Origin of the sequence: Mesorhizobium sp. M0011 (assembly GCF_040324155.1) — a bacterium.
Classification (GTDB): Bacteria; Pseudomonadota; Alphaproteobacteria; order Rhizobiales; family Rhizobiaceae; genus Mesorhizobium.
On sequence record NZ_JAMYVQ010000022.1, the window covers coordinates 96,670 to 119,885 of the forward strand.

Genomic DNA, 23,216 nt, shown 5'->3' on the forward strand with positions numbered 1-23,216 from the left:
GTTTAAGCATGATCTTTTCCGAAAACCGGTTCCCACTTTTCGGGATCATGCTTTAGGGCCGATTATTCACAGAGTCCAGCCGCATCGGCAGCCCCGCGGCAGCCATATGCGCCTTGGCCTGCGCTATCGTGTAGGTGCCGAAATGGAAGATCGACGCCGCCAGAACCGCGCCGGCATGGCCGTCGCGAATGCCTTCAACCATGTGGTCGAGCGTGCCGACGCCGCCGGAAGCGATCACCGGCGCGCGCACAGCGTCTGATATCGCGCGGGTCAGCGCGATGTCGTAGCCGGCCTTGGTGCCGTCCCGATCCATCGAGGTCAGCAATATCTCGCCGGCGCCGCGATCGACCATTTTCCGCGCGAACTCGACCGCGTCGATGCCGGTCTTTTCGCGGCCGCCATGGGTGAAGATCTCCCAGCGGTCGGCCTCACTGGTGCCCGACACCTTCTTGGCGTCGATGGCGACGACGATGCACTGGTTGCCGAACTTGTCGGCGACCTCAGCGACAAAATCCGGGTTCTTCACCGCGGCCGTGTTGATCGACACCTTGTCGGCGCCGGCCAAGAGCAGCTTCCTGATGTCGGCGACCTGGCGCACGCCGCCGCCGACGGTCAGCGGCATGAAGCATTGTTCGGCGGTGCGTGCGATGACGTCGAAGATGGTTTCGCGATTGTCCGACGAAGCGGTGATGTCGAGGAAGCAGAGTTCGTCGGCGCCGGCCGCGTCATAGGCCTTGGCCGCCTCGACCGGATCGCCGGCGTCGACGAGATCGACGAAGTTGACGCCCTTGACGACACGGCCGTTCTTGACGTCGAGACAGGGGATGACACGGACTTTCAGCATCAGCGGCCCTCTATCGTGGCGATGAGATCGTTCAGCAACTGGCCAACCAGCGGCGGAACATCGGCTTGGGCGTCGAAGGCCGGGTCGTAGGCGGAGACGGTGATGCCGACGACCGGCACCGCAAGCGCCATGGCGCAAGTGGCGTCGCGCAGCTGTTCCGGGCTCGGGCCGCCCGAAGTGATATAGCGGTTGGCCTGCAGCTCCCGGGGATCGTGCACGTCCATGTCGAGATGCATGTGCACGCGTCTGGCGCCGGCTATCTTCAGTCTTTCGGCCGCCTGCGCCACCCCGGAGCATTCCGTCCGCACGATCGGCAATGTCTCAAGCAGCCGCTTCTCGTCCGGATCGAGATCGCGGGCGTTGACGAGCACGCAGCGTGACGGATCGACCGGCTTGAAGCCGGGAATGGCCGACGCCATCGGCCGCCAGCACAGGCCGAGCACGGTCGCCAGCGCCATGCCGTCGAGAAAGCCGTATGTGGATGTCTCGGGCGTGTTGAGGTCGCCATGCTGGTCGGCCCAGATGATCGCATCGGCGTCCTCGCCGGCGACCGCGCCGGCGCTGGTCAGGCAGTTTCCCGCAAGGACGATGGGAAACCGACCGGCGTCACGGGCAAGGCGAACCTCGGCTGAAACCGCGTTGCAGACAGCAAAGCCGGTGGCGATCTCGCGCTCCTGGATGTCTCCGACCTTGCCGATGTCTTCCACCGTAACGTCATGGCCGGCCATGGTCAGGGCGTCGACGAGACCGCCTGATATCAGTGCGTCCGGGCCCTGGCCCATGCCGCCATGGTAGTGGCCGCTGTCATAGGACGCGAGGATAATGGAGATTTTCACGGTCGCGTCTCCGCCGCTGGCCGGCCCTGCAGGATCGCCAGCGCCTCCGTTGGATCGATGCGACCGTCATAGAGCGCGCGCCCGGAGATCGCGCCTTCGAGCTTTTGCGCATCGGGCATGGTCATGCGCACGATGTCGGTGATCGAGGCGAGGCCGCCGGAAGCGATCACCGGGATCGACACGGCATCAGCGAGGTCGATGGTGGCGTCCCAATTGATGCCGGTCAAAACGCCGTCGCGGTCGATGTCGGTATAGATGATGGCGGCGACGCCGGCGCCCTCGAATTTCCTGGCCAGTTCGATGACGCCAAGGCTCGACGCCTCGGCCCAGCCCTCGACGGCGACCTTGCCGCCCTTGGCGTCGATGCCGACGGCCACCTTGCCCGGGAAGGCCTTGCAGGCCTGCTTGACCAGGTCCGGGTCACGCACCGCCACCGTGCCCAGGATGACGCGGGCCAGCCCGCGATCGAGCCAATCCTCGATCTGCGCCAGCGTGCGGATGCCGCCGCCGAGCTGCACCGGGTTCTTCGTTGCCTTGAGGATGGCGCCGACCGCCGCACTGTTGACGCTCTGGCCCTGGAAGGCGCCGTTGAGGTCGACGACATGCAGCCATTCGAAGCCCTGTTGCTCGAAGGCCCGCGCCTGCGCGGCAGGATCGTCGTTGTAGATGGTCGCGGTGGCCATGTCGCCATGCCTGAGGCGCACGCACTGGCCGTCCTTGAGATCTATCGCCGGGAAAAGGATCATCCGTTCAGGCGCCTTCCACAATGGCGAAATGCGACGTCGAATAGAGGCGTCGGAATTTCAGCGCCGCCTGGTATTCGGGCGAATGGAAGCAGGCGAGTGCGACCGCGTAGCTCTCGAACTCGATGATGATATGGCGATTGCCCGACGGCCCTTCCGGGCTCGACGACTGACCGCCGCGGGTCAGGAATTTTGCGCCATATTTGTCGAAAGCCGCTTTGTTGGCGGCAATGTATAGCGGATAGTTTTCCGGATCGGTCACCTCGACCATCGCCATCCAGTAGCCCTTCTTACTCATCGGTTTTCAGGGCCTCCAGCGCATGAAATTGGTGATCAGCGCCAGGCCGAGCGCCTGGCTCTTTTCCGGGTGGAACTGCGTGCCGACGAGATTGTCGCGGGCGACAGCCGCCGTCACCGGGCCGCCATAGTCGGCAACCGCCAGAACCTCGTCCGCCTTGCGCGCATCGAGATGATAGGAATGCACGAAATAGGCATGCAGCCCGCTTGCGCCAGTCGGTATGCCGGCAAACAGCGGATGCTGGCGCTTGAGCTCGATCGTGTTCCAGCCGATCTGCGGGATCTTCAGCGCCGGATCGGAAGGCATGATCTCCTTCACGTCGCCCGATATCCAGCCGAAGCCCTCGGTAATCGTCTTTTCGAGGCCGCGCTGCGACATCAGCTGCATGCCGACGCAGATGCCCAGGAACGGCCGGCCCTTGACGATCGCGACCTCTTCGACGGCTTCCCACATGCCTTCGACGGCCTGCAGGCCGGCCGCGCAGTCGGCATAGGCGCCGACGCCGGGCAGGACGATGCGATCGGCCGTGCGCACCCGCTCGGCATCCGCGGTCAGGTCGATATCGGCCGATATGCCGGCTTCCAGCGCGGCGCGCTCGAAAGCCTTGGTGGCCGAGCGCAAATTGCCCGAGCCGTAGTCGATGATCGCAACCCGCATGTCAGCTTCTTCCCGGAATGTGGGTCAGCCCCAGCGCCATGCCCGGCTGCGCTGGCCGCGCCAGGGCAGCATCGGGGACCATGCGCGGCGCCGGCACAACCTCATCGGCAAGCGCTTCCGCCTCCAGCGCATAGCGTGTGTCGGCATCGTCGAGCCAACCGGCTTCGACCGCGCCCCATTCGTGCCAGCCGCGCCGGCGAAGTGTCGCGATGCGCAGGCCTTGCCCTTCCAGTCCAACATAGAGCGAAACCAGCAACGACAGCAACGACCCGGCCAGACCAAGGCCGAGCTTCTGGCCCAGCATCGAAAGCAGGCCCATGACGACGAAGGCAAGCGCCGCCTCGATCCACAGCCGATGCCAGGCGAACCATAGCGGCGGCACCAGAAGGCCCAGCCAGGTGAAGCCATCGCGGACAAAGGCCGTGGCATCGGCCTTTTCGCTGCGGCCTGGCGGTTCCATCACGACATAGGTGGCCATTGCCTTATCCCTTCAACGATCCCTTGGTGGAGGGAACCGCATCCGGCTGGCGCGGATCGCGTTCGAGAGCAACGCGCAGCGCGCGCGCCACCGCCTTGAAGCAGGTCTCGGCGATGTGGTGGTTGTTGGCGCCGTAGTGATTGGTGACATGCAGCGTGATGCCGGCATTCTGCGCCAGCGCCTGGAAGAACTCGCGCACCAGCTCGGTGTCGAAGGTGCCGATCTTCGGCGATGAGAAGGAAACGTTCCAGACCAGGAAGGGACGGCCGGACACGTCGATCGCGGCGCGCGTCAGCGTCTCGTCCATGGCAAGGTCGATCGAGGCATAACGCATGATGCCGCGCCGCTCGCCCAGTGCCTTGGCCAGCGCCTGGCCGAGCGCGATGCCGGTATCCTCGACCGTGTGATGATCGTCGATATGCAGGTCGCCCTTGGCCCTGACCGTCATGTCGATCAGGGAATGGCGCGAGAGCTGGTCCAGCATATGGTCGAAGAAGCCGACCCCCGTGGCGATATCCGACTTGCCGGAGCCGTCGACATGGACCGACACGGAGATGTCGGTTTCCTTGGTCTTGCGGCTTGCTTCGGCGGAACGGGGCGGCATCACTTATCCTTGTCGCAGAGGTTCACATCGTGACCGGCTCAGAGGCTTCAAGCGCTCGCAGGCTTGAAAACGAAAGCCTTCTAGCAGCATGGTCCGGCGATTGCCAGTTGCCTCTGACAGCGGTATCGGCCTTGCCAGAGAGCGATTTGCAATCACCGGCCCCATGCATACATATGGCCAATCAAAGTTACTCGTACCGCGCCAATCGCCTTATCGGGATGGCGCTGCTCGGAGCCAGTAAATGTCCAATGAACTGACCATGCACGCCACGACCATCGTGACGGTGCGCAAGGGCAACAAGGTGGTGATCGCCGGCGACGGCCAGGTCAGCCTTGGCCAGACCATCATGAAGGGCAACGCCAAAAAGGTGCGCCGCATCGGCAAGGGCGGCAATGTGATCGCCGGCTTCGCCGGCGCCACCGCCGACGCCTTCACGCTGCTGGAACGGCTCGAGGCCAAGCTCGAACAATATCCAGACCAGCTGACGCGCGCCTGCGTCGAGCTCGCCAAGGACTGGCGAACCGACCGCTATCTGCGCCGGCTGGAAGCGATGATGTTGGTGGCCGACAAGTCGGTGTCGCTGGCGCTGACCGGCACCGGCGACGTGCTCGAACCCGAATTTGGTGTCATGGCCATCGGTTCGGGCGGCAATTACGCGCTGGCGGCGGCACGCGCGCTGATGGACAGCGACAAGGATGCCGAGGAGATCGCCCGCAAGGCGATGCAGATCGCATCCGACATCTGCGTCTACACCAACAACAGCTTCGTCGTCGAAACGCTCGATGTCGGCTGAGCGGGCCGACCATGATCCCGAAACGTGGAAACCGGTTTTCTCGGACGAACGGTTCCGTTCGTCCAGAGATCATGGTCCAACAAGAAGATAGCTATGATTTTCGGCCGGTGACCGAGAAAGACCTGCCGATGATCGCCGGCTGGCTCGCCGAACCGCATGTCGCCGAGTGGTGGGACGATCCCGAGATCGAGATCGCGCAGATCCGCGAGCACATCGACTCGATTTCCGTCGAGCCGCTGATTATCGAACTCGACGGCAAGCCGATCGGTTATCTGCAGACCTATGATCCGCATCTGGAGGACGGCCATCCCTATGCCGACCAGCCGTTCGGCACGCTCGGCATCGACCTGTCGATCGGCCGGCCGGAGCTGGTCGGGCTCGGCCATGGCTCGGCAATCGTGCGCCAGTTCGTCGAACAGCTTTTCGACGAAGGCGTGCCGCGCGTCATCATCGATCCTGATCCCGCCAATGTCAGGGCCATCCGCGCCTATGAAAAGGCTGGCTTTGTTGCCTTTGACACCAGAACATCGGAGTACGGGCCTGCCTTGATGATGGCGCGCGACGCGACGCAGGAGCCCAATTGATCAGCGCCGAAACACTCGACAAGGCAGTCGCGAAAGGTTTGATCTCGCAGACCCTGCGCGATCAGTTGGAGGCCATGGAACGCGCGGTCGCTCTCGCCCCCGAGGTCAGGCGCGCCGATGACGAGGGTGACGAGGAAAACCTGCGGCTGGTCGGCGGCGGCAACGATCTGTTCGTCACCGTTGGAACCGTTCTGCTCAGCGCCGGCTTCTTCTTTGTCCTCACCACCTTGCTTCCAGGCCAGACATTCTGGATCGCCGGCATCCTCGCGGTTTTCGCCTGGGGGCTTGCCGAAATTGTCACGCGTCAGCACCGGATGAAATTATCGTCGTCCGTGCTTGCCCTGATTTTCATGGCCGCCATTCTGGCCGCTCTGGCGCTACAGGTGGAGTCCAGCTTCGGCATACGCAAGCCGGAGACTATCTGGCAGCTATTGGCGTTGCGCCAGAAGGCGTCCCAGGCCGGATATCTGTTCCTGGGCGGAGGAATAATCGCGGCGGCGATCTATTTCTGGCGTTTTCGCGTCCCCATCATTGCCGGGGCTATCGCCATCGCCTTTACACTGCTTGCCTTCCTGCAAACGGCGATAATCCTGTATGACAGCGTGACAGCGGGTGCGATTGCGCCGCCGCGTATTGAGGATGTTCCCGAATTGCTCCGCGCGGCACTTTACATGCCGCTGATCTGCGGCCTGATCGTGTTCGCAACGGGTGTAGCTTTTGACATTTACGACAGGGATCGACGCAAGATCTGGTCTGATTGCGCTTTCTGGCTGCATGTCGTCTCGGCGCCCATGCTGGTGCATCCGCTGTTTGTCATGGCAACCGGCCAGAACGTCGTATTCGGACATATCGCGCCGGATGCCAATGCAACCATCATGCTGACGATTCTGATCCTTGGCTTCCTCTATGTCGCGCTTGCCATCGACCGCCGTTCGCTTCTGGTTCCGACATTGGCTTACTTCGGCTCGCTGGGCATCTACTATCTGGTGAATTCCGCCTCCGATTCGACGGGTATCCCGCCTTTTGCCTTGATCCTGGTCGTTGTTGGCGCGCTGATTATTCTGTTCGGGGCTGGCTGGCAGCGTATCCGGCGGATTGTGGTCAAACCCACCTTGCCGGCTGCCGTGATCCGCCGGCTACCGCCGCTGAAGGCGTGACAAGGCTTTGTGATGATCGACACGGCGACGCGAAACGAGGGGGAATGAACCGATGACGACACCGGCCACGGAGAGCAGCTATTCGGCCTATGAAGACAGCTGGCGGATGGGGCTTCTGCTGGTGCTTGCCCTGGTCATCTTCCAGGCTGGGGCGCTCTACGGCATGGGGCGAGCGCCGATCTGCACCTGCGGCTATGTGAAACTCTGGCACGGCGTGGTGAACAGTTCGGAGAATTCCCAGCACATTTCGGACTGGTATACGTTCTCGCACATCATCCACGGCTTCCTGTTCTATGCGCTGGCCAAATTCCTGTTCCCGCGTTCGCCGATCGGACTGAGGCTGGCGTTCGCCGTCTTCATCGAAGGCGGCTGGGAGCTGCTCGAAAACAGCCCGTTCATCATCGAGCGCTACCGCGCCGGCACCATCTCGCTCGACTATTACGGCGACAGCATCATCAATTCGGTGTCCGACACACTGGCCATGGTGCTGGGATTTGTGATGGCGCGAAGGCTACCTATATGGGTGATCGTCAGCCTTGCCATCATCTTCGAACTCGGTACCGGCTATCTCATCCGGGACAATCTGACACTCAACGTGATCATGCTGCTGCATCCGTTCGAGGCCATCAAGCAGTGGCAAAGTGGAATCTAGTGATATGAGCACATTTTCTCCCCGCGAAATCGTTTCGGAACTTGACCGTTTCATCATCGGCCAGAAGGACGCCAAGCGCGCCGTGGCTATCGCCTTGCGCAACCGCTGGCGCCGCCAGCAGCTGGAAGGCCAGATGCGCGAAGAGGTGATGCCGAAGAACATCCTGATGATCGGGCCGACCGGCGTCGGCAAGACGGAAATCTCGCGCCGCCTGGCGCGGCTCGCCGGTGCGCCTTTCGTCAAGGTCGAGGCGACCAAGTTCACCGAGGTCGGCTATGTCGGCCGCGATGTCGAACAGATCATCCGTGATCTGGTCGAGATCGCCATCGGCCTGGTGCGCGAGAAGATGCGCGAGGACGTCAAGGCGCGCGCCCACGTCAACGCCGAGGAACGCGTACTGGAAGCATTGGTCGGCAAGACGGCGAGCCCGGCCACCCGCGACTCGTTCCGCAAGAAGCTGCGCGACGGCGAACTCGATGACAAGGAGATCGAGGTCGAGGTCGCCGACACCGGCGCTGGCGGCATGCCCGGCTTCGAAATCCCCGGTATGCCGGGCGCCAATATCGGCGTGCTGAACATCAACGACATGCTGTCGAAGGCGATGGGCGGCAAGAAGACCAAGATGCGCAAGACGACGGTGAAGGAATCCTACGACCTGCTGGTCAACGACGAGTCCGACAAGCTGCTCGACCAGGACGAGGTGGTGCGCCGGGCGCTCGATGCGACGGAGAATGACGGCATCGTCTTCCTCGACGAGATCGACAAGATCGCGTCGCGTGAAGGCGGCATGGGCGCCGGCGTTTCCCGCGAAGGCGTGCAGCGCGACCTGCTGCCGCTGATCGAAGGCACCACGGTGGCGACCAAATACGGACCTCTGAAGACCGACCACATCCTGTTCATCGCCTCGGGTGCGTTCCACGTGTCCAAGCCGTCAGACCTGTTGCCGGAATTGCAGGGCCGCCTGCCGATCCGGGTCGAGCTGCGGGCGCTGGAGAAGGACGATTTCGTCCGTATCCTGACAGAGACAGAGGCCAGCCTGATCAAGCAGTATATCGCTCTGATGAAGACCGAGGGCGTCGACCTGACCTTCACCGACGACGCGATCGATTCGCTGGCCGGCATTGCCGTCGACCTCAACGCCAGCGTCGAGAACATCGGCGCAAGACGACTGCAGACAGTGATGGAACGGGTGCTGGACGAAATCTCCTACGACGCGCCCGACCGCAACGGAACCAGCGTCACCATCGACGCCGCCTATGTGGAAAAGCATGTCGGCGACCTGTCCAGGAATACCGACCTGTCGCGGTTCATCCTTTGAACGACGGCGCCGGAACGTTCCGGCGCCGGTCCAGGCAACATTTTCCGGCCAGCAAAATCATGTGTGGCCAGATGGTATCATCTGGCCAGCTTTCGTAGTGCCGGGTGAAGGGGCGCTCTCGACTCGACCAAGAGCTTTACCTAGTTTGCGCGGCAATTCTCGATCTTGGTTTGACGCAATTCCGGAAAACCGTTTCACACTTTTCCTGGAATTGCTTGGGCGGCGGTGCATGAAAAAACTTATCCTGGTCATTCTCGGCTTGACGCTGGCGGCGACGCTGTTCGCCGCCGAGGCAGCGACATTGGTGGCGCCGGGAAATCGCAATGCCGTGCAGCCCGACATTCCCGGCGCCTCCAGCCGGCGCACGCAAGCGACCAACACCAGCTTCCAGGCGAAGTACCGCAAGGTCTACGCCCTGCTGCAGAACGACGCTGATCTGCGCGGCAAGATCAAGAAGGCAGCCGCCACCTACGGCATCGATCCCTTGCACATCGTCGGCGCCATCGTCGGCGAGCACACCTACAATGTCGATGCCTATGACCGGCTGCAGACCTACTACGTCAAGGCGATCTCCTATCTCTCCAGCAAGCTGTCCTTCGCCTATGACGGCGAGGACATCACCGATTTCGTGCAGCGGCCGGAATTCAAGAAATGCGCCGCAATGTCCGACAGCTACGATCTGTGGGAATGCCGCGAACAGGTGTGGAACCGTTCGTTTCGCGGCAAGTCGGTCGGCGGGACGAACTTTCCCGACGACCGTTTCGGCGCCACCTTCTTCCAGCCCTATTATGCCGGCCAGACCTTCGGCCTGGGTCAGCTCAATCCGCTGACCGCCCTGCAGATGAGCGATCTGGTGCACAAGGTTTCGGGCCTGCCCAGGCTCGACGTCGGCGATCCCAATTCGGTCTACAAGACCATCATGGATCCCGACCTGACGCTGCCTTACGTCGCCGCGACGATCAGGAAATCGATCGATGCCTACAAAAGCATTGCCGGCTTCGACATTTCGGGCAATCCCGGGCTGACCGCCACGCTCTACAATGTCGGCAATCCGGAGCAGCGCGCCGACGCGCTGAAGGCGGAGAACGACAGGCGCCGCGCCGCCGGCGAGCCGGAAAAGCTGCCGGAAGAGAATTACTATGGCTGGCTGGTGAATGACAAATTGGCGGAGCTGAAGGCGCTGTTTTAGCGGGTTTGAGCTCAGGCCTCTACCTCCCGCTTGTGGGGAGGGTATCGCATATGGACTCTTGCGAAGAAGGACCCCCACCCTAACCCTCCCCACAAGGGGGAGGGAACGCTGTCGCGTGCCTTTTATTCTTCTTTGGCGCCGAAAAGTCAGGCGACTAGCCTAGGTCGGCGCCGACGGAAGTCTCCCTCCCCCTTGTGGGGAGGGGTTAGGGGTGGGGGTCGGTGCCGGGCAGACATCTCAGGAATTCCATATGCGATTACCCTTCCCACAAGGGGCAGAGCAGGCTCAAGCCGCCAGCAGCGACTTCAGCTTGACGTCCTGCGATCCCAGTGCTTCCGGCGCCGGCTTCGCGCGCTTGCCGATCAGCATTTCAGCCAGCCTGATGTCGCGGGCGACCGCGTTGCCGGGGCCGATGCCGCTGGCCGCCACCAGCCTGCCGTCTTGGGCCAGATGGAAGAGGATGAAAGCGCCGTCGCCGAGGTCGCGGCGCACGGTGCTGCTGCCTTCGTCGGACAGCCCGGCGATCTGCAGGGACAGACCATATTGATCCGACCAGAACCACGGCACCGCCGCATGCGCCTCGCCGGCACCGAGCATGTTCCTGGCCGCCAGCGCGCCCTGTTCCTGGGCGTTGCGCCAGGCTTCCAGCCGCACGCGGCGGCCGCCATAGACGGCGAGCGGAAACGAGCAGCAATCGCCGGCGGCAAAGATGTCGGGATCGCTGCTGCGCAGCTCGGCATCGACTGCAATGCCATTGTCGATCGTCAGCCCCGCTTCGGCCGCAAGCCCGGTCACCGGCACGGCGCCGATGCCTATGATCGCGAGGTCGGCGACGATTTCCCGGCCGCCGGCAAGCGCTATGCGCACCTTGTTGCCGTCGTCGGTGATGGAAGCGATGCCGTGGCCGCACAGAATATCAACGCCCTCGGCGACATGCGCGTCATGGATGATTTCGGCGATCTCCGCCGGCACGCCGCGCATCAGGATGCGCGGCTGTGCCTCGATAACGATGACCGCAGCGCCTAGCTTGCGTGCCGCGGCCGCGAGTTCGAGGCCGATGAAGCCGCCGCCGATGATGGCGATACGGTTGCCGGGGGTCAGATGTGTGCGAATGGCGAGCGCGTCGGCAAAGGTGCGGAGATAGACGCAGCGCGGACCCAACCCCGGCATCGGCAGCTTGCGCGGCGTCGAACCGGTTGCCAGCAGGAGCTTGTCGTAGGGCAGGACCGATCCGTCCGACAGGCGCACCGCATGCGCCGCGCGATCGATCGCCACGGCCTGGACGGAATGGATATGCCGGATCGATTTCTCGGCCAGAATGGCGTCGCTGGCGATCGCCTTGATCTCGGGCGCATCGCTGGCCATCGCCTCCTTGGACAGAGGCGGGCGCTCGTAGGGCAGATGCGGCTCGTCGCCGACCAGCGTCACCGGCCCCCGATAATCGAGGTCGCGCAGCGCCAATGCCGCCCGCCCGCCGCATTCGCCGGCGCCGATGATGAGCATCCCCCCCGCCATGTCAGTCATCCGATCTGGATCAGGACTTTGCCGGCATCGACCTTGACCGGATAGGTCTTGAGATTGACGCAGACCGGGGCGCCGCGGGCGTCACCCGTCTTGTAGTTGAAGCGGCCATTGTGCTTGGGGCATTCGATGATGTCATCCATCACCAGCCCGTCGGCCAGGTGCACCTTTTCATGCGTGCAGAGGCCGTCGGTGGCGAAGAACTCGTCGTCGGGGCTGCGATAGATGGCGAAGGTGCGGCCGCCATGGTCGAAGCGCATCACATCCTCCTCGTCTATGTCGCCGGTGGCGCAGGCCTCGACCCAGTCGCTCATTCAAGTCCTCCCTAAAAGCAATCCAGGAAAAGTGCGCAGCGGTTTTCCGCCCGGAATTGCGTTAAATAAATATTCCAGATCGGATGGAAGCACGATCATTCCGCCGCGGCGGCGACAGTGTCGTTGTGGAATTCTTCGCGATATGGCCGTGCGGTCGGCGGCAGCTTGCGCTTGAGGAAATAGTCCTCATTGCGCAGCTGGCGCAGGAAGACCGGTATCATCTCGCGATAGCCGGCCAAGATCGACGGTGTCGGTTCCGGCAGATCGTGCTTGATCAGTTCGTGCAGCCTCGGCAGCGCATGGTACGGCACCATCGGGAACATGTGATGCTCGACATGGTAGTTCATGTTCCAATAGATGAAGCGGCTGATCGGGTTCATGTAGACGGTGCGGCTGTTGAGCCGATGATCGGTGACATTGTCGGCCAGGCCGCCATGTTGAAGCAGGCCGACCATGACGTGATGCCAGGCGCCATAGAGCCTGGGCAGGCCGACCAGCATCAGCGGCAGGAACGAACCGGTGTAGAACGCCAGCGCGATGGTGGCGGCATAGATCGCTGTCCAGATGCGGGCAATGCGGATCGCCTTCGACTGCTCCTGTTCGGGAATGAAGGTCTTTTCCGCCGCGCTGATGTTGCCGGCGGCGTTGCGCAGCATATCGCTCATCGCATGCCAGGCGTCGAGCACGCCAACGAAGCCCAGGACGGCGCGAACCAGGTCCGGCGGCCGCATGACCGAGATTTCCGGGTCGCGGCCGACGATGATGGTGTCGGTGTGGTGGCGCGTGTGGCTCCAGCGCCAGGTCACCGGATTGCGCATGATCATGAAGCAGGCGATCTGATAGACCGCATCGTTCATCCACTGCGTGCGGAAGGCGGTGCCGTGGCCGCATTCGTGCCAGCGTGAATCCGTCGAGGAGCCGTAGAGGACGCCATAGACGAAGAAGAACGGCACGCACCACCAACTGCCCCAGAACCAGGCGCCGCCGGCGCCGCTGACGATCAGCGCGGCGAACCAGATCGCCGTATCGCGGATCGCCGGCCCGTCGGAGCGCTGCATCAGCTCCTTCATCTGCTTGCGGGACACGTCGGTGTGATACCACTCGGCGGCCGACAGGCCGGTCTCGACGGCGAGCTTGGCGTCGCGGCCGATCAGGCTGTAGTCACGCCGGGACGGCGCAGTGGACATGATTTGCCTCCCTCGGCAAAGGCATCCGCCAGAGCGAATGCCATGAAACCCTTTGGCTTCGAGCGTCAAAGTAACGCCGACTGATGATAGACTCAACATCACAAAGATAGTTTCTATCATTTCCCATCAGGATGATGTACGAAGGCTCAAGCAAACCCGACGAGGCAAGCATGGTGAAGCGGCCGACAATATCAGATCTGGCGCGCATCTCGGGCGTCAGTGTCGCCACCGTCGACCGCGTGCTGAACAACCGGCTGCCGGTGCGCGAAGAGACAGCGCGCCGCGTCTACGAGACCGCTACCGATATCGGCTACCACGCCGCCGGCCTGATCAAGCAGCGCATGCGCCAGGAATTGCCGGAGTACCGGCTGGGCTTCCTGCTGCTGCGGGGCAATGATGCCTTCTACGGCGACTTCGCGCGGGAACTTGAACTGGCCATCTCGCAATCGCAACGCTTCCGCGGCGTTGCGACCATCGATTTCGCCAGTTCCCTGGCTCCCGACGAGATCGCCTCCCAGATGCGCAGGCTGGCGGCGAAATCGAGGGCCATCGCCGTTGTCGGTCCGGACCATCCGACCCTGACAGCGGTCGTGGAAACCTTGAAGGCGAGAGGGCAGCCGGTCTTTTCGGTGCTGTCCGACTTTGCCGCCGGCATCCGGGAGGGCTATATCGGCCTCGACAACCGCAAGGTCGGGCGCACCGCCGCATGGATGATCTCCAAAGCAGCCAAGCGGCCCGGCAAGGTCGCCCTCTTCGTCGGCAGCCACCGCTTCCACGGCCATGAGCTGCGTGAGATCGGCTTTCGCTCCTTCTTCCGCGAGCATGCGCCGGAGTTCAGCGTGCTTGAAACGCTGGTCAATCTGGAAGCCAACCAGGTGACCCATGACGCGATGATCGATCTTCTGGCGCGTTATCCGGATCTTGCCGGCTGCTACGTCGCCGGCGGCGGCATGGAAGGCGCGGTCTCGGCACTGCGGGCAGCGAAACCCGCGACCATGCCGGTGGTCGTCTGCAACGAGATCAACGCCGAATCGCGCGCGGCACTCGCCGACAACATCCTCACCATGGTGATCTCGACCCCGCTCGCCGCTTTGTGCCGTGAGCTTGTCGACCTGATGGCGCATGCCATCGAAACCGGCGCCGCCAACGCTCCGGGCCAGACCTTCCTGCCCTTTGACATCTACCTGCCGGAAAACATCTAGCCCGCCGCCGCGCAAGGCCGCCGAGGCAAATGATAGAATCCATCAGAGCGATGCGTAAATCGGCCCGCAGGCCGCGGAATCGCCCTTGACGCCCCGATGTGAAATGGAATAAATATTTCATCATCTGTGTATTTTGGTTCTTTCGTTCCGGAACATCTGTTTCAAACAGAGGGCTTGACGTTCCAGCCAGGAGGCAAGCGTCATCCGGAGTAGAAAAGATATCAGGGAGAGATTCCCCGGGGAGATCGGGGATTCCGGATAAATCGGTGAAACCGGACACCAATATGTGGAGGAGAAACACAATGAAGAAATTGATTTTGGGCGTCGCCTTTGCGGCGCTGATGAGCTCATCCGCCTTGGCCGCCAAGGTTGGCGTGTCGATGGCCAAGTTCGACGACAACTTCCTGACCGTGCTGCGCAACGGCATGATCGAGCAGGCCAAGGGCATGAGCGGCGTGGAGCTGCAGGTCGAGGACGCGCAGAACGACGTTGCCAAGCAGCTCGACCAGATCAAGAACTTCGCCGCCTCGGGCGTCGATGCCATCATCGTCAACCCGGTCGACACTTCGGCCACGCAGGCGATGTCGGATGCCGCGGCGGCCGCCAAGATCCCGCTGGTCTATGTCAACCGCGAGCCCGTCAATGTCGACACGCTGCCCGACAACCAGGCCTTCGTCGCCTCGAACGAAGCCGATTCCGGCACGCTCGAGACCAAGGAAGTCTGCCGCCTGTTCAAGGAAGCCGGCAAGAAGGAAGCCAATGTCTATGTGATCATGGGCGAGCTTTCCAACCAGGCCGCCGTGCAGCGCACCAAGGACATCGACGATGTGATCGCGACGCCGGATTGCAGCTTCATCAAGATCATCGACAAGCAGACGTCGAACTGGAACCGCGACGAGGCGCAGAACCTGATGACCAACTGGCTGTCGACCGGCAAGCCGTTCGACGGCGTCATCGCCAACAATGACGAAAGCGCCATCGGCGCCATCCAGGCGATGAAGGCCGGCAACATCGACATGAAGGCGGTTGTCGTCGGCGGCGTCGATGCCACCCAGGACGCGCTGGCGGCCATGCAGGCGGGCGACCTCGACGTAACCGTGTTCCAGGACGCGGCCGGTCAGGGCGCCGGCGCTCTCGATGCGGCGCTCAAGCTCTCGAAGGGCGAGAAGGTCGAGCACAAGGTCTACGTGCCCTTCCAGCTGGTGACGCCGGCCAACATCGACAAGTTCCTGAAGAAGAACTGAGCCGCCAACGGTTCGATACGGAGCGGCGCTCTCGATCGCGACAGCGCCGCTCCCCTCTCTCCCTCGGCGCCGGCACGGCGCGAGGGCGACCGCGGCTGATGGAGGACAGGATACGTGGCACAGACATCTCATGGCGTCGGCGGCGTCGGCTATGATGCGAGGAAGCGCACATGGCCGGCCGAGTTCAATGTTTTCCTGGCATTGGTCATTCTCGTCGTCATCTTCGAACTGATCGGCCGCGTCTTTCTCGGCGACAGCTTCCTGTTCAACACACGCAGTGATGTCGGCGGCATCTTCAACGAAGCGCGCCTGCAGATCATCATCCTGCAGGTGTCGATCGTCGGCATCATCGCCATCGGCGTGACGCAAGTGATCATCACCGGCGGCATCGACCTGTCCTCGGGCTCGATCGTCGGCGCGACCGCCATGATCGCCATGAGCTTCGCCCAGGTGGCGACGGTCAACGGCAACCCCAATCCCAAGGCGATGTTCCTGGCGCAAGGCTGGACGGACCTGCCTGTCATCGTGCCGCTGCTGGTGGCGATCGCCTGCGGCCTGTTCGCCGGGCTGGTCAATGGCGCGCTGATCGCCTACACGCGCATTCCGCCGTTCATCGCCACGCTCGGCATGATGGTGACCGCGCGCGGCATCGCGAAATGGTGGTCCAAGGGCCAGCCGATCTCGTTTCCCACCGAGAGTTTCGCCGGCATCGGCAAAGGCCTGATGCCCGTCGTCATCTTCCTGTCGCTGGCCATCCTGTTCCAGCTGATCATGACCTACACCAGGTACGGCAAGCACTGTTACGCGATCGGCTCCAACGAAGATGCCGCGCGCATGTCCGGCATCAAGATCGCCAACCACAAGATCCTGGTCTACGTCATCGCCGGCATTCTCGCAGCGCTCGCCGCCGTGGTGCTGAGCTCCAAGAACCTGACCGCGCAGTCCGGCATGGGCGTGATGTACGAGCTCGACGCCATCGCCATGGCGGTCATCGGCGGCGTCTCCCTGTCGGGCGGGCGCGGCTCGATCATCGGCACGGTGATCGGCTCGCTGATCTTCGGCGTCATCATCTCCGGCTTCACCTTCCTGCGCCTCGACGCCTACTACCAGGAGATGGTCAAGGGTGTGATCATCGTCGGTGCGGTGGTTCTCGACCAGTGGCGCCAACGCCTGCGGGCAATGAGGGCATGACCATGTCAGACATCGTCCTGAAGACTGAAAACCTGACCAAGCGCTATGGCGGCGTGCATGCGCTGGAAGGCGCGAATTTCGAGCTGCGCAAGGGCGAGCATGTCGCCATCATGGGCGACAACGGCGCCGGCAAGTCGACCTTCGTGCGCCAGATCACCGGCGTCGAGCAGCGCACCAGCGGCCAGATCTGGTTCGACGGCAAGGAAGTGAATTTTGCCGGGCCGATCGAGGCTCGCACGGCCGGCATCGAGACCGTGTTCCAGAACCTGGCGCTGGCCGACGATCTCGACGTGCCGTCGAACCTGTTCCTCGGCCGCGAGAAGGTGCTGTTCAATCTCGGCCCGTTCTCGATCCTCGACCGCAAATACATGCGCAAGGCGACCGAGGCGGCGCTCGTCCGCACGGCGGTGAAGATCCCCAATCTGTCCAACACCATCCGCCACATGTCGGGCGGCCAGCGCCAGTGCGTGGCGATCGCCCGGACCGCGACCTTCGCCTCCAAGCTGATCATCATGGACGAGCCAACGGCTGCCCTTGGCGTACAGGAGACCGCGCAGGTCGAAAACATCGTCCGCACGCTCAAGGACAATGGCGAGCCGCTGATCCTGATCAGCCACAATATGCGCCAGGTGTTCGATCTCTGCGACCGCATCGTCGTGTTCCGGCGCGGCCGCATCGTCGCCAATCTGCGCAAGGAGAACACCGACGGAAACGACATCGTCTCCTACATCACCGGCGCCAAGACCGGGGAGGCGGAACTCGCGGCCTAAACAGGATGGTCATCCTGTTTTCTGGCGCGCTCGAAAAATAGCCTTGCCACCTTCCCCCAAAAGGAAGGTGTGGACACAACTCTCTCTAACCCATCCCCCCAGAGGAAATATCATGACCGTTCGCTTCGCTCTCCTCGGTGCCGGCCGCATCGGCAAGGTCCACGCCCGCGCCGTCGGCTCCAACCCGCAGGCCAAACTGGTTGCCGTTGCCGACGCGTTCGAGAAGGCCGCCAAAGAGCTGGCGAGCGCCTATGGCGCCGAGGTGCGCAGCATCGACGCCATCGAAAAAGCCGGGGATATCGACGCCGTCGTCATCTGCACGCCGACCGACACCCATGCCGATCTGATCGAGCGCTTCGCCAAGGCCGGCAAAGCGATCTTCTGCGAGAAGCCGATCGACCTCAATGTCAAGCGCGTCGAGAAGTGCCTGGCCGTGGTCGAGAAGACCAAGGCGACGCTGATGGTCGGCTTCAACAGGCGCTTCGATCCGCATTTCGCCGCCGTGCGCAAGGCGATCGACGACGGCGCCATCGGCACCGTCGAGATGGTCACCATCACCTCGCGCGATCCCGGCGCGCCGCCGATCGACTACATCAAGCGCTCGGGCGGCATTTTTCGCGACATGACCATCCATGATTTCGACATGGCGCGCTTCCTGCTCGGCGAAGAGGTCGTGGCGGTCAGCGCCCATGCCTCGGTGCTGGTCGACAAGAAGATCGGTGCTGCCGGCGATTTCGATAGCGTCAGCGTCATCCTGGAAACCGCTTCCGGCAAGCAGGCCGTCATCTCCAACTCGCGCCGCGCCACCTATGGCTACGACCAGCGCATCGAGGTGCATGGTTCGAAGGGTATGATCGCGGCCGAGAACCAGCGGCCGGTGTCGATCGAACTGGCCAACGAGAAGGGCTATACGCGCCCGCCGCTGCACGACTTCTTCATGACCCGCTACCTCGACGCCTACGCCATTGAGATCGCCGCGTTCATCACAGCCGCGACCTCGGGCAAGAAAGCGTCGCCGAGCGGCGCGGATGGGCTGGTGGCGCTGAAGCTGGCCGATGCGGCGCTGAAATCAGCAACGACCGGCAAGACCGTCCGTCTCGACAAGTAAGAACCCTTGGAAAGAAACCACAGGAGCAGAGCGATGAGCGCATCAGCCGATCGCAATTCACAGACACGCGCCATCGTCACCGGTGGCGCACAGGGCATCGGCTTTGCCGTCGCCGAGGCGCTGGCCGACGAGGGCTGCCGGGCGCTGGCGCTCATCGGCCGCTCGCAGGAAAAGGGCGACAAGGCAGTCGCCCATTTCAAGAAAGCGGGCGTCGACGCGATCTTCATCAGCGCCGACGTCTCTAAAGTGGCCGACTGCAAGCGCGCCGTTGCCAGCGCGATCTCGCATTTCGGCGCCATCAACGCGCTGGTCAACGCCGCCGCGACATCGGCGCGCGGTTCGCTGGTCGAAACCAGCGAAGAGCTGTTCGACACCATCTTCGACACCAATGTGCGCGGGCCGTTTTTCCTGATGCAAGGCGTGGTGGGGCATCTCCTGGAAAAGAAGGCACCAGGCTCGATCGTCAACGTGCTGTCGATGTCGGCGCATACCGGCCAGTCGTTCCTGACGCCCTATTCGACCAGCAAGGGGGCGCTGATGACGCTGACCAAGAACGTCGCCAATGCCTATCGCCACAACCGCATCCGCTGCAACGCGGTGCTGCCCGGCTGGATGGACACAGAGGGCGAGGACATCGTGCAGAAGAAATGGCACGATGCGCCGGACGACTGGCTGGCAAAGGCCGAAGCGGCGCAGCCGATGGGCCAGTTGGTGAAGCCGGACCAGCTAGCACGGTTGATCAGCTACATGGTCAGCCCGCAGTCGGGCGTCATGACCGGATCGCTGGTCGACTATGACCAGAGCATTGCGGGGGCTTCGCCGGAATAGGATCGGCGAGTCTAGCGGGAACGCCCATAATTTCGTCATCCACGGGCGGAGCAAGGAGCGTAGCGACGCGGCGCAGACCCGAGGATCCATGCCGCGACTTCTGAGCGTTGCTGCGGTGCGAAATTCTGCTCCGATGCACTCCACGGCTGAGGTCACGGCATGGATCCCAGGGTCTCCGCGACGGAGCTTCGCTCCTGCTCCGCCCAGGGATGACGAAGTTTGGGTGCTTCGGCCATCCCGAATTGTCTCCGCATCACCCACGTGACAAACGCCTCCGCATCGACTATATGAGCCTCATGATCAACCTGACCGCCACATATTGGTACTTTAGGAGCTCGCTGGCGGCGGGAGGATTGCGCTCGATCTAAAGATTGCAGCAACAAGATCCGAACAGCCGCCATACCTGGCGGCTTTTTTGTTTTCAGCCGGCAGGTTCCCTCTAAATCAAAGAGGAGCATGATGTCGTCCGAAAACCGCTTCACACTTTTCGGCATCATGCTCTCGACAGGAGCAGAAAGCCGTGTTGACCACCACAGACGACCTCCGGGTCAAGGAAATCCGAGAACTGAGTACGCCGGACGAGGTGATGCGGGAGATCCCGCGCACTTTGACCGCGACGCGCACCGTCAGCGCATCGCGCAACGCAACCCATGCCATCTTGAACGGCACCGACGACCGGCTGCTCGTCATTGTCGGCCCGTGTTCGATCCACGATCCGGTCGCGGCCGTCGATTATGCCAGTCGCCTGGCAGCGCTGCGCGAGAGTCTGTCGGACCGGCTGGAGATCGTGATGCGGGTCTATTTCGAGAAACCGCGCACGACGGTCGGCTGGAAAGGCCTGATCAACGATCCCGACCTCGACGGCAGCTTCAACATCGACAAGGGGCTGCGAATGGCGCGCAATGTGCTGTCGGCCGTCAACAATCTCGGCCTGCCGGCGGCGACCGAATTCCTCGACATGACCACGCCGCAATACATTGCCGACCTGGTTGCCTGGGGCGCGATCGGCGCGCGCACAACCGAGAGCCAGATCCACCGCGAACTCGCCTCGGGCCTCTCCTGCCCGGTCGGCTTCAAGAACGGCACCGACGGCAATCTTCGCATAGCCGCCGAGGCGGTGAAATCCGCCGCCCAGCCGCATCATTTCATGGCGGTGACCAAGGGCGGGCGCAGCGGCATCGCCACGACCACGGGCAATGAGGACTGCCACGTCATCCTGCGCGGCGGCGTTCAGCCCAACTATGATGCGGCGAGCGTCGAAGCCGCCGCTGTGGAACTCGCTCATATCGGCGTTGCGCCCAGGCTGATGATCGATGTCAGCCACGCCAATTCGGCCAAGAAGCCCGAGAACCAGCCCAAGGTCGCGGCCGATGTCGCCGGCCAGGTCGCGGCAGGCGACGAGCGCATCATCGGCCTGATGATCGAGAGCAATCTCGTCGCCGGCCGGCAGGACGTGGTGCCGGGCAAGCCGCTGGTCTATGGCCAGAGCATCACCGATGGCTGCATCGACTGGGCGACCACCGAGACGGTGCTGCACGGCCTTGCCGGCGCCGTCGAGCGGCGCCGCTCGGCACGCCGCGCCATGATCGACAACCGGCAGGGAGCCGCTTGAGCCACTATTGCCGGCCTTTGCCCGGCACGGACCCCCACCCCTAACCCCTGCCCACAAGAGCAGGACAATCGCATATGGATACTTGCGAAGAAGGACCCCCACCCTAACCCTCCCCACAGGGGGAGGGAACGCTGCCGCGCACTCCTACTCGAACCTTTGACGCCTGAAAAACGTCGGCAGTTTGCCGTTGTCAGCGCCGACTGGAGTCCCCCTCCCCCTTGTGGGGAGGGGCTAGGGGTGGGGGTCCTCTTCGCAAGAAATCCCTACGCCGCCCTTAACCCCTCCCATGCCGTGAACACCGACACGGCAAAGAGCAGCAGTCCGGCCGCCCGGCCGGCAAAAATCGTCGCCCTCGGATTGGCGATCAGAAGATTGCGGCTGCGGCCGGCCGTGATCGCCAGTCCGCCATAGATCGCAGCCTGCGTCGCCACGGTCAGCAGTCCCATGATCGTCGCCTGTATCCAGATCGGACCGTAGTCCGGTTTCAGGAACTGCGGATAGACGGCAAGCACGAACAGGTATGCCTTCGGGTTGATCAGGCAGGTCACAAAACCCTGGCGAAAGGCCTTCCATGCGGAACGGCTGCCGGCAGGCCCCTCCTGACCGACAGTGATGGAACTGCGCATCAGCGTGATGCCGATAAAGGCCATGTAGGCGGCGCCGGCAAGCAGAAGCGGCTTGAACAGGATCGGCATGAAATGCATAAGCAGGCCGACGCCGATGGCGCCGTTCAGCGTGTGCACCATGCCGCCGACCATGATGCCGCCAGTCGCGGCGAGACCCCTGTCGCGTCCGCCGGTCAGTGCATTGGCGAGCACGAAGAGCATGTCCATGCCTGGAACGGCGATGATGCCGAACAGCAGGATAAAGAAAAGCCAGAGATTTTCCGCATAACCCATGTCAGTTGCCTGCCGCCTCGCTCCGCCAAACCGCAGCGGAACCTGTTGATTTTCAATTCGATAGGCGCTCCTATAGGTCAGCCCAACTGACAATGGTGTGTCAGTTGGGCGCGCAACCCGGGGGAAAAAATGCGCAAGGCGTCACGCCTGTTCGAGATCATCCAGATCGTGCGGCTGGCGCGGCAGCCAGTGACGGCGGCGACGATTGCCGAGCGGCTGGAAGTGACGGTGCGCTCGATCTATCGCGACATCGCAGCGCTGCAGGCGATGCGCGTGCCGATCGAGGGCGGACGCGGCATCGGCTACATCCTGCGCCCCGGCTTCGACCTGCCGCCGCTGATGTTCTCGATCGAGGAGATGGAGGCGATCGTCTTGTCGCTGGCGCTGTTGGAGCGCACGGGCGACAGCGAGCTCAAGCAAGCGGCCAAGCGCGTCAGCGCCAAGATCGCCGGCGCGGTGCCATCACCCTTGCGCCAGGTATTCGACGCCAATGCGCTGCATGCCTGGGGTTTCGCCGCGCCTTCTACCGGCGCGATCGACCTGGCGCTGGTGCGACGCGCCATCCGTGACGAGGAGAAGCTCTACCTCTCCTATCGAGACGAAATGGGCCGCGCCTCCGAGCGCCTCATCCGCCCGATCGCGCTCATCTACTACGCCGAAACCGCCAACATCGTCGCCTGGTGCGATCTGCGCCAGGCGATCCGCAATTTCCGCAGCGACCGGATCGAGGATTGCCAGGCAACGGGGTTGCGCTTCAAGGGCGAAGGCGACCGGTTGCGGCAGGTCTGGGTCAATGGGTGGGAGACTCCGGCCGCCGGCGGCTGAGGTGACCGCAGATACTTGGCGTGGTGCTTACCTTGGCAGGTCGCACGCCTTGGGGATTGGTCGAAACTCCCGTTGCTTCGTCATCCTGGGGCGAAGCAAGGAGCGAAGCGACGCGGCGCAGACCCCGGGATCCATGCCGCGACCTTTGTCGAGGAATGCAGCGGAGCAGAATTCTGCACCGTTGTGACGCGTTGGAGTCGCGGCATGGATCCTATGGTCTGCGCCGCGTCGCTTCGCTCCTTGCTCCGTCATAGGATGACGAAGCGACAGGGCGGCTTCGGCCAATCGCGAATGTCTGCGACGGGTCACCAAATGAATGGTGAAATCTTGCCTGCCGAGAGTCGGTAACCTTCCCCGTCTCG

25 protein-coding genes are annotated in these 23,216 nt (G+C 62.9%); 14 read left to right on the top strand and 11 right to left on the bottom strand.

Annotated features, from left to right (window positions below; genetic code table 11):
* Positions 1–52 precede the first annotated feature (52 nt).
* From hisF to hisB, 7 genes are read right to left on the bottom strand one after another with little or no spacing between them, the layout of a single operon-like run.
* Positions 53–847 (bottom strand): imidazole glycerol phosphate synthase subunit HisF, encoded by a 795-nt coding sequence (gene hisF / locus NKK51_RS22680; protein WP_352554664.1) that lies wholly within the window; start codon positions 845–847, stop codon positions 53–55.
* A complete protein-coding gene (locus NKK51_RS22685) occupies positions 844–1,680 on the bottom strand; it encodes an arginase family protein (RefSeq protein ID WP_127289540.1) in 837 nt (278 codons plus the stop codon). Before NKK51_RS22685 ends, hisF begins: the two co-directional genes overlap by 4 nt.
* The gene (gene hisA / locus NKK51_RS22690) at positions 1,677–2,426 is read right to left on the bottom strand and encodes a 1-(5-phosphoribosyl)-5-[(5-phosphoribosylamino)methylideneamino]imidazole-4-carboxamide isomerase (protein ID WP_352554650.1); all 750 of its coding nucleotides are present in this window, start codon (positions 2,424–2,426) and stop codon (positions 1,677–1,679) included. The genes NKK51_RS22685 and hisA overlap by 4 nt, the downstream gene beginning before the upstream one ends.
* A 4-nt stretch (positions 2,427–2,430) precedes the next feature.
* Positions 2,431–2,721 carry a DUF1330 domain-containing protein gene (locus tag NKK51_RS22695; RefSeq protein ID WP_352554651.1) on the bottom strand — a complete coding sequence of 97 codons (291 nt, stop codon included), beginning with the start codon at positions 2,719–2,721 and terminating at the stop codon, positions 2,431–2,433.
* A 6-nt stretch (positions 2,722–2,727) separates the two neighbouring features.
* A complete protein-coding gene (gene hisH / locus NKK51_RS22700) occupies positions 2,728–3,378 on the bottom strand; it encodes an imidazole glycerol phosphate synthase subunit HisH (protein ID WP_352554652.1) in 651 nt (216 codons plus the stop codon).
* Position 3,379: 1 nt separating this feature from the next.
* Positions 3,380–3,856: a DUF2628 domain-containing protein gene (locus NKK51_RS22705; RefSeq protein WP_352554653.1), complete on the bottom strand. Its 477-nt coding sequence runs from the start codon at positions 3,854–3,856 to the stop codon at positions 3,380–3,382.
* Between the two features lie 4 nt (positions 3,857–3,860).
* Entirely contained in the window at positions 3,861–4,460 is a 600-nt protein-coding gene (gene hisB / locus NKK51_RS22710; RefSeq protein ID WP_127289532.1) for an imidazoleglycerol-phosphate dehydratase HisB, read from the bottom strand.
* Positions 4,461–4,701: 241 nt separating this feature from the next.
* On the opposite strand from hisB, the gene hslV reads away from it, so the two are divergent.
* From hslV to NKK51_RS22740, 6 genes are all read left to right on the top strand, one after another.
* A complete protein-coding gene (gene hslV, locus NKK51_RS22715) occupies positions 4,702–5,253 on the top strand; it encodes an ATP-dependent protease subunit HslV (protein ID WP_023810644.1) in 552 nt (183 codons plus the stop codon).
* Positions 5,254–5,324: 71 nt separating this feature from the next.
* A complete protein-coding gene (locus tag NKK51_RS22720; RefSeq protein ID WP_023810645.1) occupies positions 5,325–5,837 on the top strand; it encodes a GNAT family N-acetyltransferase in 513 nt (170 codons plus the stop codon).
* Positions 5,834–6,994, top strand: coding sequence for a hypothetical protein (locus tag NKK51_RS22725; protein ID WP_352554654.1), 1,161 nt, complete (start codon positions 5,834–5,836; stop codon positions 6,992–6,994). Before NKK51_RS22720 ends, NKK51_RS22725 begins: the two co-directional genes overlap by 4 nt.
* Before the next feature lie 52 nt (positions 6,995–7,046).
* Complete coding sequence (locus NKK51_RS22730; RefSeq protein WP_023810647.1) at positions 7,047–7,646, top strand: DUF2585 domain-containing protein; 600 nt, start codon at positions 7,047–7,049, stop codon at positions 7,644–7,646.
* Between the two features lie 4 nt (positions 7,647–7,650).
* Positions 7,651–8,964, top strand: a complete 1,314-nt coding sequence (hslU, locus tag NKK51_RS22735; protein ID WP_023810648.1) for an ATP-dependent protease ATPase subunit HslU — start codon at positions 7,651–7,653, stop codon at positions 8,962–8,964.
* Between the two features lie 229 nt (positions 8,965–9,193).
* Positions 9,194–10,153 (top strand): DUF1402 family protein, encoded by a 960-nt coding sequence (locus tag NKK51_RS22740; protein ID WP_352554655.1) that lies wholly within the window; start codon positions 9,194–9,196, stop codon positions 10,151–10,153.
* Between the two features lie 285 nt (positions 10,154–10,438).
* Here NKK51_RS22740 and NKK51_RS22745 read toward each other — a convergent pair whose 3' ends face one another.
* The 3 genes from NKK51_RS22745 to NKK51_RS22755 all read right to left on the bottom strand — a co-directional run bounded on the left by NKK51_RS22745 (position 10,439) and on the right by NKK51_RS22755 (position 13,175).
* Positions 10,439–11,677: an NAD(P)/FAD-dependent oxidoreductase gene (locus NKK51_RS22745; protein ID WP_352554656.1), complete on the bottom strand. Its 1,239-nt coding sequence runs from the start codon at positions 11,675–11,677 to the stop codon at positions 10,439–10,441.
* On the bottom strand, positions 11,674–11,988 hold the full coding sequence (locus NKK51_RS22750) for a Rieske (2Fe-2S) protein (protein ID WP_027161041.1): 315 nt from the start codon (positions 11,986–11,988) through the stop codon (positions 11,674–11,676). The genes NKK51_RS22745 and NKK51_RS22750 overlap by 4 nt, the downstream gene beginning before the upstream one ends.
* 95 nt (positions 11,989–12,083) lie before the next feature.
* Entirely contained in the window at positions 12,084–13,175 is a 1,092-nt protein-coding gene (locus tag NKK51_RS22755; protein ID WP_352554657.1) for a fatty acid desaturase family protein, read from the bottom strand.
* Positions 13,176–13,345: 170 nt separating this feature from the next.
* On the opposite strand from NKK51_RS22755, the gene NKK51_RS22760 reads away from it, so the two are divergent.
* The 7 genes from NKK51_RS22760 to NKK51_RS22790 all read left to right on the top strand — a co-directional run bounded on the left by NKK51_RS22760 (position 13,346) and on the right by NKK51_RS22790 (position 21,130).
* Positions 13,346–14,377, top strand: coding sequence for a LacI family DNA-binding transcriptional regulator (locus tag NKK51_RS22760; protein WP_023810652.1), 1,032 nt, complete (start codon positions 13,346–13,348; stop codon positions 14,375–14,377).
* Between the two features lie 302 nt (positions 14,378–14,679).
* Positions 14,680–15,621, top strand: coding sequence for a sugar ABC transporter substrate-binding protein (locus tag NKK51_RS22765; RefSeq protein ID WP_024502009.1), 942 nt, complete (start codon positions 14,680–14,682; stop codon positions 15,619–15,621).
* A gap of 114 nt (positions 15,622–15,735) precedes the next feature.
* Positions 15,736–16,812 (top strand): ABC transporter permease, encoded by a 1,077-nt coding sequence (locus NKK51_RS22770; RefSeq protein ID WP_023810654.1) that lies wholly within the window; start codon positions 15,736–15,738, stop codon positions 16,810–16,812.
* 2 nt (positions 16,813–16,814) lie between these two features.
* Positions 16,815–17,582, top strand: a complete 768-nt coding sequence (locus NKK51_RS22775; RefSeq protein WP_023810655.1) for an ATP-binding cassette domain-containing protein — start codon at positions 16,815–16,817, stop codon at positions 17,580–17,582.
* Between the two features lie 112 nt (positions 17,583–17,694).
* Positions 17,695–18,690, top strand: coding sequence for an inositol 2-dehydrogenase (gene iolG / locus NKK51_RS22780; RefSeq protein WP_352554658.1), 996 nt, complete (start codon positions 17,695–17,697; stop codon positions 18,688–18,690).
* Between the two features lie 33 nt (positions 18,691–18,723).
* A complete protein-coding gene (locus tag NKK51_RS22785; RefSeq protein ID WP_352554659.1) occupies positions 18,724–19,518 on the top strand; it encodes an SDR family oxidoreductase in 795 nt (264 codons plus the stop codon).
* A gap of 520 nt (positions 19,519–20,038) precedes the next feature.
* Positions 20,039–21,130, top strand: a complete 1,092-nt coding sequence (locus NKK51_RS22790; RefSeq protein ID WP_352554660.1) for a 3-deoxy-7-phosphoheptulonate synthase — start codon at positions 20,039–20,041, stop codon at positions 21,128–21,130.
* Between the two features lie 263 nt (positions 21,131–21,393).
* On the opposite strand, the gene NKK51_RS22795 is transcribed toward NKK51_RS22790, so the two are convergent.
* On the bottom strand, positions 21,394–22,029 hold the full coding sequence (locus tag NKK51_RS22795; protein WP_352554661.1) for a LysE family translocator: 636 nt from the start codon (positions 22,027–22,029) through the stop codon (positions 21,394–21,396).
* Positions 22,030–22,158: 129 nt separating this feature from the next.
* Here NKK51_RS22795 and NKK51_RS22800 point away from each other — a divergent pair, with 129 nt between their 5' ends.
* Positions 22,159–22,854 carry a helix-turn-helix transcriptional regulator gene (locus NKK51_RS22800; RefSeq protein ID WP_352554662.1) on the top strand — a complete coding sequence of 232 codons (696 nt, stop codon included), beginning with the start codon at positions 22,159–22,161 and terminating at the stop codon, positions 22,852–22,854.
* Positions 22,855–23,216 lie beyond the last annotated feature (362 nt).